Here is an 11,762-nt window from a genome sequence, read left to right on the forward strand (position 1 = left end):
ACGATTGAACATAATGCGTCATGTTGTAGAATCGCCGCAGCCGGCGCGGGCAAGGAGACTCAATGGCCACCCAGTTGGACACCGAGGCGCACTCATCGACCACCGATCGCGCCATCGCGTTGTACCGCCTCATGAGCCGTACACACCACGCCGACAAGCGGGTCCGAAAAGGCCTGTCATCGGGGGAGATCGCCATGAGCTACTGGCCGGTGGACGGCCAGGAGGCGATGTCGGCCGGCGCGATGCTGGCCCTGGCGGACACGGACCAGCTCGTCTCCACCTACCGCGGCCTGGGTGACCTCGTCACCAAGGGCATTGATCTGGCCGGCTACTTCGGTGAGATACTCGGCCGCGAAACCGGCCTGTCCGGTGGCAAGGCCGGCGCCATGGGCATCTCCGACCCCGAGCACGGGATCGCATGGACCACCGGCATCGTCGGCGCCGGCCCGCTGATCGCCAACGGGATCGCGCTGGCCGCGTCCATTCGCGAGACCGAACAGGTCGTGTTGGTGAGCTTCGGCGATGGGGCCACCAGCATCGGCTACCTGCACGAAGCGATGAACATGGCGGCGCTGTGGTCACTTCCGGTCGTGTTCTTCTGTCAGAACAACGCGTGGGCCGAGAGCACGCAGATGTCACGGTATACGCGGACCACCCAGTTATCCGACCGGGCGGGCGGATACGGCATGCCGGGTGTGACCGTCGACGGCACCGATCCGCACGCCGTCTATGACGCGGTGTCGGCCGCAGTCGCACGTGCACGGTCGGGGGAGGGGCCCTCGTTCGTCGAGGCCGTCGCCTACCGGCTGCAGGGACACTACTTCGGCGATCAGATGGGCTATGCCGACCCCGCCGACCTGGCCGCAAAGCGTGCCGACCCGCCCTTCGATCGCTATCGTCGACGACTCATCGCCGACGGGACGGCCACCACCGAAGCACTCGACAGAATCGATGCCGAGGCTGTGGCGGAGATCGAGGAAGCATTCGCCTCGGCCTGCGCGGCAGCCCTGCCCGACGCCGCGGTTCTGACACGTGACGTATTCGCCGACAACGGATCTGAGGTTGCCGCGCCCCGGCGAGCGACCACGTCGGTACCCCAGGGGGAGACCGAGGATCTGGGCCTGGTCCAGGCGATCCATCGGACACTGGACCGCGCGATGGGAGCCGACGAGTCGATTGTCCTGCTGGGTGAGGACATCGGTGATCGTTCCGGCGGCGGCATGTTCAAAATCACCGCCGGTCTGTCGGCGAAGTACGGTGAACACCGAGTTCGCGACACACCCATCGCCGAGTCGTCGATCATCGGTGCCGCGCTGGGAGCATCGCTGGCTGGTCTGCGGCCGGTCGCCGAGCTGATGTTCATGGACTTCCTCGGCGTGGCGATGGACCAGATCGCCAACCACGTGGCGAAGGTCCGCTATCTGTCGGGCGGGCGGCGCGGTGCTCCGTTGGTGATTCGCACCATGGTGGGAATGGCTGCCGGCCCGCAGCATTCGCAGGCACTGGAGTCCTGGGCGATGCACACTCCGGGGATCAAGGTCGTCTGGCCCAGTACCGCCGCAGATGCGGTCGGCCTGCTCAACGCATGCCTGCGCCAGGACGATCCGTGCCTGTTCGTGGAATCGATGAAGCTGTACTACGGCGGCGGGAGAGGACCCGTCCCGGTGGCCGACTATGAGATTCCGCTTGGCCTGGCCGATGTGAAGCGGACGGGCAGCGATGTAACCATCTGCACCTACGGGGCGCTGGTGCATGCCGCGCTGGCTGCGGCGAAGTCCCTTGAGGGTGAGGGCATCTCGGTCGAGGTCGTCGACCTCAGGACCCTGGTTCCGCTCGACCTCGAAACCGTGCTGGACTCCGTGCGTAAGACCAGAAGGCTGGTGGTCGCCCACGAATCGGTCGGGTTCTGCGGGCCGGGCGCCGAGATCGCCGCTGCCGTCGGCGCCGAGCTCTTCGGAGTGCTCGCGGCGCCGATCCAGCGCGTTGCGGGAAGCTACACACCGGTACCACGGGCCGCCTCCCTGGAGGCGGCGTGCCGACCCGATGCCGAATCCCTCTGCCATGCGGTCAGGAGAATCCTGTGACTGAAGTACGCATCCCCAAACCCGGTGACGCGATCACGGAGGCCGAACTCACCGCGATCCATGTCGCCGACGGCGAGACCGTCGAAGAGGGAGACCCGCTGTACACCCTCGCCACCGACAAGGTGGAGATGGACATCGAGGCGCCGGCCTCCGGCGTGGTCGCCTGGAAGGTGGCGGTCGGCGGTACCTACGGTGTCGGCGAACTCGTCGCCGTGATCTCATGACCGGTCTGCCCGACGCGCTGGACGTCGATCTGGGTGCCCCCGAGTTGATCGGCAGGATCAGCGGCGACACGTTGACTGTCACCATCAATCGCCCCGAGAAGCGCAACGCCGTGACCGCCGACGGCTACCACGGGATCAAGCGCGCGGCGATGATCGTCGCGGATGAACCAAGCCTGCAGTTCCTGGTGATCACCGGATCCGATGATGTGTTCTGCGCCGGTGGCGACATGAATTCGGTGGGCAACCCCGACCGAACCTGGGACGCATTCACCGAGGCCTACGACGGAACCCCGTTCGAGGCTCTGGGCAAGATCCCGAAGATCGTGGTGTGTGCGGTCAACGGAATCGCCATGGGGGGCGGGCTGGTGATGACACTGTTCGCCGATCTCGTGGTTGCGTCGGACCGGGCGCGGTTGCGGGTCCCGGACTTGACCCGCGGTGTGTACGAGGCCTTCGTCGCCGCCCGCATTCCGCAGCGCGTCGGAACCCTGCGTGCCAACCACCTGATCTACGGGAACGACTGGATCGACGCGGTTGAGGCCGAACGGATCGGACTGGTGGGCAGGGTCGTTCCCCACGACGATCTGGCCGACGAGACCCACGCGCTGCTCGAGCGGGTCCGCAACACGGGCCCGGCGGCGCGCGCGGCGATGAAGCGAGAGATGGCACGGGCTCTGCCGGCAGTCGACGTCACTGGCTACTGGTCGTCGATCGGAACCTCCGAGCAGATCGAGGCCTTCTCCGCCTTCCTCCAGAAGCGACCACCCCGTTGGTCGGTGAACTCCGACCGAGACGCTTTCGTGCAGACCCGCCGGTCCGGCTGGATGGGGACCCAATGAGCGCTTGTGTGAAGAGCAGAGAGGGCAGCTGTTGAGCATCACCACGAAGTTCACTGAGGCGTTCGGCGTCGAGCATCCGATTGTGCAGGGCGGTATGCAATGGGTCGGGCGCGCGGAATTGGCGGCCGCGGTGTCCGATGCCGGTGCGCTCGGGTTGATCACGGCGCTGACGCAGCCGACGCCGAAGGATCTGGCCGAGGAGATCGCTCGGTGCCGGGATCTGACCGACAAACCGTTCGGCGTCAACCTGACGATCCTGCCGACCATCAACCCGCCGCCGTACGACGAGTACCGTCAGGTGATCGTCGACGCCGGCATCAAGATCGTCGAGACCGCGGGCTCCAACCCGGCCCCGCACCTGCCGATGTTCCATGACAACGGCATCAAGGTCCTGCACAAGTGCACCTCGGTGCGCCATGCGGTCAAGGCGCAGAGTCTCGGTGTGGATGGCATCAGCATCGACGGGTTCGAGTGTGCCGGTCACCCGGGTGAGGACGACATCCCGGGTCTGGTGCTGATCCCGGCCGCCGCCAAGGAGATCGAGATCCCGATGATCGCCTCCGGCGGATTCGCCGATGCCCGCGGCCTGGTCGCGGCACTGGCTCTGGGCGCCGACGGCATCAACATGGGCTCGCGGTTCATGTGCACCCAGGAATCGCCGATCCATCAGAAGGTCAAAGAGGCGATCGTGGCGGGCAGTGAGCTCGACACGGAGCTGATCTTCCGACCACTGCGTAACACCGGGCGGGTCGCGAGCAATGCGGTCTCACGCAAGGTCGTCGACATTCTGGACGAGGGCGGTCAATTCGGGGACATCGCGGATCTCGTGTCGGGTAAGCGCGGCGCCAAGGTCTACGAGACAGGCGATCTGGACGCCGGCATCTGGTGGATCGGGACGGCGATGGGACTGATCGACGACATCCCAGCGGTCGGCGAGTTGGTGTCGCGGATCGTGTCCGACGCCGAAGAGATCATCACCGCGCGCCTCGCAGAGGCGCTGCGATGACCGAACTGCCGGACGGCACGTCTGAGATCTCCGGCTGTGACGAGATCCTGGTGGCCAGCGACGGCCCCGTTCGGATTGTGACGCTGAACAACCCGGGCGACGCCAACGCGGTGAACAACTCCATGCACGGGGCGTTTGCGCGGCTGTGGACCAGGCTGGGCGAAGACCCGGACGCGCGAGCCGTCCTCGTCACCGGCACGGGGGACTACTTCTCCGCAGGCGGAAACCTGGTGGAGTGGTTGGAAACACACGTGAACAACCCGGTCACCCGGCGCGAGGGCATGCGGGACGCCCGCCGGATCGTGCGGGACATGATCGATTTCCCGCTGCCCATCGTGGCAGCCGTCAATGGGCCTGCGGTCGGGTTCGGATGCAGCATCGCGGTGCTGTGCGACATCACGCTGATGTCGGATCGTGCGTTCCTGGCCGACACACACGTCGCCAGCGGTCTGGTGGCCGGTGACGGAGGCTCGGTGCTCTGGCCGCTGATGATGAGCCTGATGAAGGCCAAGGAGTACCTCCTTCTGGGCGAGCGCATCCCCGCGGACAAAGCAGTCGAGCTCGGCCTGGCGAACCGGGTCGTACCGCACGAGTCCATCAAGCAGGAGGGGCTCGCACTGGCACACCGGCTCGCCGCGCTTCCCGCACGTGCCGTTCAGGACACCAAACGGACCCTGAATCTGCATGCCGAGCGCGCCGTGACGGCCATCCTCGACTACGGCATCTCGGCGGAGACGGAGTGCTTCACCACGCCCGAACACCGGGCCGCGATCGACAAGTTCCTCAAGAGAAGTGGTGGCTGACAGCGGCGCGCCTCTGGTGGCGCGCGAGGATCACGGGGCGATCAGGGTACTGCTGCTCAATCGCCCGTCCCAACGTAACGCGCTGCGCTACGAATCCTGGACAGCGCTGTCGGAAGCCTTGGCGGCCGCAGCGGCCGATGAGGACGTGGGCGGCGTCGTCATCGCAGGCGCGAACGGGTTCTTCTGCGCCGGCGGTGATCTGAAGACCGGTCCAGCACATGGTTCTGGGCCACTGGGACCGGCCGGGCGCGTGGAACACGCTCAACAGGTCATGGAGCAGCTCAGGGCCGTTCCGGTTCCGACGATTGCCGCGGTCGAAGGTGCGGCGGTCGGGCTGGGATGGAGCCTGGCCCTGGCGTGTGATCTCGTCGTCGCCGCCGAGAACGCATACTTCAGCGCGCCCTTCGTCGCCCGCGCCGTCGTCCCCGACGGCGGATTGGCCTGGCGGCTGTCGCGACAGCTCGGTCGGCACCGCGCAGCATCACTGCTACTACGGGGCCAACGGCTTGCCGCGCGGGACGCTGCCGAAGCGGGTCTTGTCACCGACATCGCCGAGCCGGGATCGGCAGTCGGGTGTGCGGTGGCCATCGCGGAGGAACTGGCCGGCTCCGACCGCGGCGCGATCGAACTCACCAAGCGCCTCATCAACGCCGAGGAGGCGTCGCAGCTGGCAGCCTTCCACCCCTTGGAGCTCGCGATGGCCACGGTGGCCCAGCAGCGGTCGGCTAGCGCGGAAGCCCGAGGCCGGTGGTAGAGATCAGATCACGCTGAATCTCGCTGGTGCCTCCACCGATCGTGTGGAGAAGAGACAGCAGCAGGCCTTCCGAGAAATGGCCGTGGAGAAGGGCATCGGGGTCGTCGGGCATCAACAGGCCTGCGGGCCCCAGGATCTGGTTTCCCACCTGACGCAGTTCGGCGGTCAGTTCCGAGTGGTACAGCTTCGACAGCGAGGGCAGCGCCGGATCCAGCGAGCCTGCCGCCTGCAGGTGTGCGACCCGATAGGACAGTGCCCGGCCCACCTCAACCCGCTCCACTGCGCGTACCAGCGCAATCCGGTTCGCCGGATCCGCCAAGGGATCGTGGTCAGATCCACGTCGGCTACGACACCAGTCGACGAGCTCGTCGAGATAGCGCTGGGCCTGCGCGGCGCGGGTGACATTCGAGCGCTCGGCGTCGAGCAGCGCCTTGGCCACCTTCCACCCCTCGCCCTCGGCGCCGACGAGGTTGTGCACAGGCACCCGCACGTCGTCGAAGAACTCCTCGGCAAAGGTCGGGTACCCCGTCATCGACCTGATCGGGCGACGTGTGATCCCGGGGGAGGACAGGTCCACGAGGAGAAACGAGATACCGGCCTGCCGCTTCTCTGCCACGGGGGATGTTCTGGCCAGCACAAAGATCCAGTCCGCAAGAACACCATTGCTGGTCCACGTCTTCTGCCCGTTGAGCACATAGTGGTCGCCGTCCCGCTGCGCGGTCATCCGAAGGGCGGCCAGATCCGAACCGGCCTCAGGTTCTGAGTAGCCCTGCGCCCACATCCGCTCGGAGCGTGCGATGGCGGGCAGATGCCGCTCCTGCTGTTCTGGAGTACCGAACCGGAACAGGACCGGAGCCAACATGTTCACGCCGTTGGTGTTGACCAGCGGAGCTCCCGCGTAAGCCAATTCCTCCCTGATCACCACCTGCTCGACGACCCCGAGACCACCACCCTCGTACTTCGCGGGCCAGTGCGGAACGAACCACCCCTGCGCATGGAGATCGCGACAGAAGGCCACGGCGCGTTCGTGGCTGTCGCGCGGCAAGTAGTCCGGATTGGCCGCGGTGCGGCGGAACTCATCGGGCAGGTTCTCGGCCAGCCAGTCGCGGACCGACTCGCGCAGCCGCTCGACGTGCTCCCCGCCGCCGAACCGCACTATGGGCGAGAGCGGCACGTCAGACCCGGTCGGCCGGCTTGGCCGCCTTCTTCATCAGTTCGGCGACGTACTGCTGGAATTCCTTCGACCCGGTGACCACCGCCTGAAGGTCGTTGCTGGCCTGTTGATGGGTCCGGAAACCCATCGTCTCCCATGCCCGCAGGATTCCGGCCTTGGTCGCCTGCAGCGTGATCAGGGGCGCCTTGGCAATACGTGCGGCCAACTCCTCAACCGTGCTCTCCAGCTCGTCGGCAGGCACGACACGGTTGACCAGACCGAATTCGAGGGCTTGGGCAGCGGAAATCCGCTGTGCCGTGTAGAGGTACTCGGCGGCACGTTTGTAGTTCATGAAAACCCACGGCTCGAACATCGTCTCTGAACCGGGCAGGCCGAACCCGGGGACCAACGGCATCTGGAACCAGGCATCCTCGGAGCAGACCGTGATCTCGGGGATCAGCGCCCAGGTGGTCCCGCCGCCGATGGCGTAACCGTGGACCTGGGAGATGACGGGCTTGGGGAACTCCCAGAGCTTGAGGACCGGCCAGAGGAACAGTTGGGCAGCCGAGCGCCACACTTTGCCGGATGCCTCGAGCTCGGCCTTGAACTCCGGGTAGCTGCCCTCGGGGATGTGGCCCGAGCAGAATCCCTTGCCGTTGGCCTTGATGATCACGACCTTGATGCCGTAGTCGTACTGAGCGTCGTCGAGTGCTTCGTTGACGCTGTGGACCATCTCGGAGGTCTGGGCGTTGGCACGTTCCGGATTGTTCAGAATAATCCGGGCGACCGGACCGTCCTTTTCGTAGATGACGTGGTCCAGCTCTCGCGTTTCCAACCTGCCCGCCCTCCTCGGCGTGTACTGTACAGAGTTACGCTGACTGTATCATTGTCTAGCGGTTGTATTCGGGAAAGGATCTGCCGATGGTCACAGCGGAGCTGCGCTGGGATCCGTTCGACCGTGCCCTGCAAAAGAATCCCTACCACGTGTGGCGACGGCTGCGTGACGAAAAGCCGGTCTACTACAACGAGCAGTATGACTTCTACGCGCTGAGCAGGTTCGATGATGTGCTGTCGGCGTCGCTCGATACCGAGACCTTCTCGTCGGAGCACGGGATCACGCTGGACGCAATCACCCCGCAACCGTGGCCGTCGCCCAAGGCGATGATCATGATGGACCCGCCCGACCACACCGCGATGCGCAAGATGGTCAACCGGACCTTCTTTCCCAGCAGGATCACCCAACTCGAGGACCGGATCCGCACCCTGTGTCGTGGATATCTTGACGCCTACGTCGGCAGCGGAGGGTTCGACTACGTCCGCGATTTCTCGATGAGACTGCCGGTCATGGTCATCAGCTCGCTGTTGGGCTTTCCCGAAGAGGACCACGACAATCTGCGCGAGTGGTCGGATCTGCAGCTATACCGGGAAGACGGCAATCCCGAACCCAGCGAGTTGTGCATCGAGGCCAACCGGAAGCTCATCGGCTACTACCAGGAGCAGGTGCAGAAGCGCCGCGCGAACCGCACCGGTGACATCGTCAGCGAGTTGATGGACTCCGACCTGGTGCAACCCGGTCGGGAAAGCCGCCGACTCGACGACGGTGAGCTGTTCGTCTTCATCGCGCTGATCAACGTCGCGGGCAACGAGACCGTCGCGCGGTTGCTCGGCTGGGCCGCGCTGACTCTCGCGCGCTTTCCAGAACAGCGCGCCAAGCTCGTCGACAACCCCGGTTTGATCGGCGGGGCAATCGAGGAACTGCTGCGTTTCGAGGCGCCGTCGCCTGTCCAGGGCCGCTTCACGCTGCAGGACGCGAAATATCACGACACCGTGATTCCCGCCGGCTCCAAAGTCACCCTGCTCACCGGTTCAGCAGGCCGTGACGAACGCCAGTATCCGGACCCGGACAACTTCGACGTCACCCGGACCGGCATCCGGCATGTCAGCTTCGGCCACGGCTCACACTTCTGTCTCGGGGCCTCGCTGGCGCGGCTCGAGGCAAGGGTCGCCATTGAGGAGACCCTGGCGCGTTTTCCGACCTGGGATGTGGACGAGGACGCGGTCGAGTACGTCCACACCAACTCGGTGCGTGGCCCGGCGAGCGTGCCGATCCGGCTGTGACCAGCATGGGATTGAGCGCCCACTCCGACAGCGGAGTGCGGTGGTTGATACTCGACCGCCCCGATGCCGGAAACTCGGTGACGCGGGCGATGCAGCGCGACATCATCGACAACCTGGTACGTGCATCGACCGATCCGGAGACCCGTGCAGTCGTGCTGACGGGCACGGGTTCTCGGCATTTCTGCACCGGCCCGAACCTACGTGACCCCGGCATGCAACCGAGTCCGGACCGGGTGGCCGGCGATGCCGCACGCATCCTGCGGACCGGATCGCAGGCGGTGGTGTCGGCGATCCTCGACTGTGAAAAGCCGGTGATCTGCGGCCTCAACGGCGTGGCAGCCGGAGTCGGGGCGAGCATGGTCCTCGCGTGCGACCTGATCGTCGCCGCCGAAAGCGCTCGCCTGATCGAACTCTTCGTCCGGAGAGGCCTGGCGCCCGATGGCGGGGCCGCCTATCTGCTGGCTCGCAAGGTGCCGTTCAACGTGGCCAAAGAGCTTTTGTTGTTCGGAGAGGAGATCACCGCCCCGGAGGCACACCGCATCGGTCTGGTCAACAAAGTTGTGCCGGACGACCAGCTCAATGCGGAGGTCACGGCGTGGGCGCAACGTCTGGCGCGAGGTGCGACTCGCGGCATCGCCGCAGCCAAGGCCATGCTCAACCAGGCCCTGGACGTGGATCGCGCCGCCGCGTTCCACACCGAGGCGCTCCTCGTCGAACAGGTGGCAGGCACCCAGGACGTCGCGGAGGGGATGGCGGCTTTCATGGAGAAGCGCGAACCGGACTTCCGTGGTCGCTAGGCGGCGCCGCGCCCACCCCGGCACACCAGCCTCACCGCTTAGTCGAGCAGTTCGCTCAGGGGCGTCACATGCCCGATCCGACCGCCGGTGAGGAGCGGTTCCATCAGCAGGAGTTGGCGCATCACCCGGCGGTGCAGCAGTGCAATCAATGCGGAATCGTGCTCAGGCCCCGCCGTGTGGACGAAATCCTCCAGGGTCTGGTCGCCCGCTTCGCGGTCGGCAGGTCGACTCCCGAGCAGCTCCTGGATGTCATCGAGGTCGGCTTGGTCGATGGCCTGGGAATACTCGCTCACTCGGTGACAGAATCGCGCAACCTTCGCCACGGCGGATCGCTGGTACTCGGCGATACCGTCCGGCACTGCAAGTGACTCCACCATGGATGCCAAGCCGGCGACCGCGCCCGGGTAGGGCGTCGGCGCGGGCTCGGGTAATGACACCGCCGGCAACGGGACGTCGGCCTGCCGGGCGATCGATTCGATCGCGTGCAGCGACAACAGATGGAACCACTCGATGTACTGGACGATGTCGGTCAATGGCAGGTTCAGGTGCAGAACGATCGCGACACCCAGCGGTGTGCAGAGCGCGAACTTGGCGGTGTGGAACTCGATCGCGGCTCGATCCAGCGCCGTTCCGGAGACCGCCTGGTACCGCCGCAGCACCCGACCGAGGTCGCCCATGGGCTCCGTTACGTTGCGTAATCGCAGGCCCGCGAGATCGTGGCAGACATCGCCGATGTGGGCGAGTTCGACGTCGATCAGACCCGTGATCTGACCATCGGCCGCCATGTACTGCCCGGTGTCACCGAGCACAAACGATGCAGTCGACCGGTGCACCGGAGCGTTGCGCCGCAGCCATCCGATCGCAAACTCCAGTAACGGTTCCGGGCGCTGCTTGTGGTCCCGATAGCGGTTCACGAATGTCTCGAAGTGGTCGAGGGCCAGGGCACGTGGACCGTCGGGGATGCGCAGGTTCGCAGCGGCGAAGGCCGCCGGGTCGATGGCGTGGGCACGCACGAGTGCGTCGACGTAGGCGTCCATCACCGCATCCAGTTCACGAGCATCGTTGGTGGGGAGCGGATTCGGCTCTCCCGGCAACAGGTCCATCACGACCGCCGATGTCTCGGGAATCTCCCCGTGTATGTGGGGGACGGGGATCTGATGCGCCTCCATCACCCTCAGGATCGCCGCCTCCGCCGCGACGGTGGCGAAGCCGAACCCCTCGCGATCTCCTCGAACGTAGAGGCCGACCTCCCGCCCCTCGCGCTCAGCGCTGACGAACCACGCGGGCCGCCATCGGTGGTGGCGTTCGATGGCGCGAACCGGTCCGATGTTCCCGGCGACCCACTCCTCGACGACGGAGTCAATGCTCTTTTCAAGCATTGGACAATAGTACAGATCATGTACTCTCGTTATACCCAGTCAGGACATCAACGTGATGGGGGGATGAGTGTCCAGCACCGTTGATGGCGGTGCGCTCGACGCACTGCTGGCGCGAGACGAGATCCGCACGCTGCCACTGCGCTATGCCGCGGCGATCGAGTCGCGTGACGTCGCCGCAATGATGGACCTGTTCTCGCCCAATGCTCGATTCGGGGACTACGGTGACGGGCCGACCGGCCTGCGCGCGCTGATGACCGACAGCGTCGAGGGCAGTCTCTTCGCGGTGATCCTGGTGGCCAATCATCTGATCGATCTGCACGACGACTCGCACGCGTCCGGACAGGTCTGGGCGCACTGCTATGCGCAGACGCGCACCGAGGGTTTTCTCGATCAACTGATCAAATACGAGGACCGCTACGAGCGGGTCGACGGACGATGGCTGTTCGCCCACCGCACGCACCGACTCTGGTACGGCGCGTCCCATGATCGATCGCCACTGGATCAGCCCCCGGCGAACTGGCCGCGCAGCCAGATCGGCGTCGGCGATATTCCGCTCGCAGACCCCGATTTCGTCGCGTGGTGGAAGGCCCGACTATGAGTGGAAT

General features: G+C 65.7%; 12 protein-coding genes. 9 read left to right on the forward strand and 3 right to left on the reverse strand.

Features of this window, described 5'->3' with window-relative positions; translation table 11 throughout:
* Positions 1-62 precede the first annotated feature (62 nt).
* Genes AWC18_RS18655 through AWC18_RS18680 form a run of 6 tightly spaced genes read left to right on the forward strand, consistent with a single transcriptional unit; the run spans position 63 to position 5,710 of the window.
* Positions 63-2,084, forward strand: coding sequence for an alpha-ketoacid dehydrogenase subunit alpha/beta (locus AWC18_RS18655; protein ID WP_085139692.1), 2,022 nt, complete (start codon positions 63-65; stop codon positions 2,082-2,084).
* A complete protein-coding gene (locus tag AWC18_RS18660) occupies positions 2,081-2,308 on the forward strand; it encodes a biotin/lipoyl-containing protein (protein ID WP_064999395.1) in 228 nt (75 codons plus the stop codon). Before AWC18_RS18655 ends, AWC18_RS18660 begins: the two co-directional genes overlap by 4 nt.
* Positions 2,305-3,147: an enoyl-CoA hydratase/isomerase family protein gene (locus AWC18_RS18665; protein ID WP_085139693.1), complete on the forward strand. Its 843-nt coding sequence runs from the start codon at positions 2,305-2,307 to the stop codon at positions 3,145-3,147. Before AWC18_RS18660 ends, AWC18_RS18665 begins: the two co-directional genes overlap by 4 nt.
* Before the next feature lie 31 nt (positions 3,148-3,178).
* Positions 3,179-4,153, forward strand: coding sequence for an NAD(P)H-dependent flavin oxidoreductase (locus AWC18_RS18670; RefSeq protein ID WP_064999397.1), 975 nt, complete (start codon positions 3,179-3,181; stop codon positions 4,151-4,153).
* Positions 4,150-4,956: an enoyl-CoA hydratase/isomerase family protein gene (locus AWC18_RS18675; RefSeq protein ID WP_064999398.1), complete on the forward strand. Its 807-nt coding sequence runs from the start codon at positions 4,150-4,152 to the stop codon at positions 4,954-4,956. The genes AWC18_RS18670 and AWC18_RS18675 overlap by 4 nt, the downstream gene beginning before the upstream one ends.
* Complete coding sequence (locus AWC18_RS18680) at positions 4,949-5,710, forward strand: enoyl-CoA hydratase/isomerase family protein (RefSeq protein WP_234784555.1); 762 nt, start codon at positions 4,949-4,951, stop codon at positions 5,708-5,710. Before AWC18_RS18675 ends, AWC18_RS18680 begins: the two co-directional genes overlap by 8 nt.
* On the opposite strand, the gene AWC18_RS18685 is transcribed toward AWC18_RS18680, so the two are convergent.
* Positions 5,682-6,884 (reverse strand): acyl-CoA dehydrogenase family protein, encoded by a 1,203-nt coding sequence (locus AWC18_RS18685; protein ID WP_064999400.1) that lies wholly within the window; start codon positions 6,882-6,884, stop codon positions 5,682-5,684. The two genes, AWC18_RS18680 and AWC18_RS18685, sit on opposite strands and share 29 nt — an antisense overlap.
* A 1-nt stretch (position 6,885) precedes the next feature.
* Positions 6,886-7,698 (reverse strand): enoyl-CoA hydratase/isomerase family protein, encoded by an 813-nt coding sequence (locus tag AWC18_RS18690; RefSeq protein ID WP_064999401.1) that lies wholly within the window; start codon positions 7,696-7,698, stop codon positions 6,886-6,888.
* A gap of 86 nt (positions 7,699-7,784) precedes the next feature.
* On the opposite strand from AWC18_RS18690, the gene AWC18_RS18695 reads away from it, so the two are divergent.
* Both AWC18_RS18695 and AWC18_RS18700 read left to right on the forward strand, forming a co-directional pair.
* The gene (locus tag AWC18_RS18695) at positions 7,785-8,981 is read left to right on the forward strand and encodes a cytochrome P450 (RefSeq protein ID WP_064999402.1); all 1,197 of its coding nucleotides are present in this window, start codon (positions 7,785-7,787) and stop codon (positions 8,979-8,981) included.
* Between the two features lie 5 nt (positions 8,982-8,986).
* A complete protein-coding gene (locus AWC18_RS18700; protein WP_064999461.1) occupies positions 8,987-9,778 on the forward strand; it encodes an enoyl-CoA hydratase/isomerase family protein in 792 nt (263 codons plus the stop codon).
* Positions 9,779-9,816: 38 nt separating this feature from the next.
* Here the strand turns inward: AWC18_RS18700 and AWC18_RS18705 are convergent, their stop codons facing one another.
* Positions 9,817-11,157, reverse strand: coding sequence for a phosphotransferase (locus AWC18_RS18705; RefSeq protein WP_064999403.1), 1,341 nt, complete (start codon positions 11,155-11,157; stop codon positions 9,817-9,819).
* Between the two features lie 67 nt (positions 11,158-11,224).
* Here AWC18_RS18705 and AWC18_RS18710 point away from each other — a divergent pair, with 67 nt between their 5' ends.
* Positions 11,225-11,755, forward strand: a complete 531-nt coding sequence (locus AWC18_RS18710) for a nuclear transport factor 2 family protein (RefSeq protein WP_064999404.1) — start codon at positions 11,225-11,227, stop codon at positions 11,753-11,755.
* The last annotated feature ends 7 nt before the right edge of the window (positions 11,756-11,762 follow it).

The organism is Mycolicibacter nonchromogenicus, assembly GCF_002101775.1.
Taxonomy (GTDB): domain Bacteria; phylum Actinomycetota; class Actinomycetes; order Mycobacteriales; family Mycobacteriaceae; genus Mycobacterium; species Mycobacterium nonchromogenicum.

Excerpts from the sequence above, each read along its gene's own strand:
- AWC18_RS18695 (WP_064999402.1), top strand. The coding sequence starts at position 7,785 with ATGGTCACAGCGGAGCTGCGCTGGGATCCGTTCGACCGTGCCCTGCAA.
- AWC18_RS18705 (WP_064999403.1), bottom strand. The coding sequence starts at position 11,157 with ATGCTTGAAAAGAGCATTGACTCCGTCGTCGAGGAGTGGGTCGCCGGG.
- AWC18_RS18700 (WP_064999461.1), top strand. The coding sequence starts at position 8,987 with ATGGGATTGAGCGCCCACTCCGACAGCGGAGTGCGGTGGTTGATACTC.
- AWC18_RS18655 (WP_085139692.1), top strand. The coding sequence starts at position 63 with ATGGCCACCCAGTTGGACACCGAGGCGCACTCATCGACCACCGATCGC.
- AWC18_RS18665 (WP_085139693.1), top strand. The coding sequence starts at position 2,305 with ATGACCGGTCTGCCCGACGCGCTGGACGTCGATCTGGGTGCCCCCGAG.
- AWC18_RS18675 (WP_064999398.1), top strand. The coding sequence starts at position 4,150 with ATGACCGAACTGCCGGACGGCACGTCTGAGATCTCCGGCTGTGACGAG.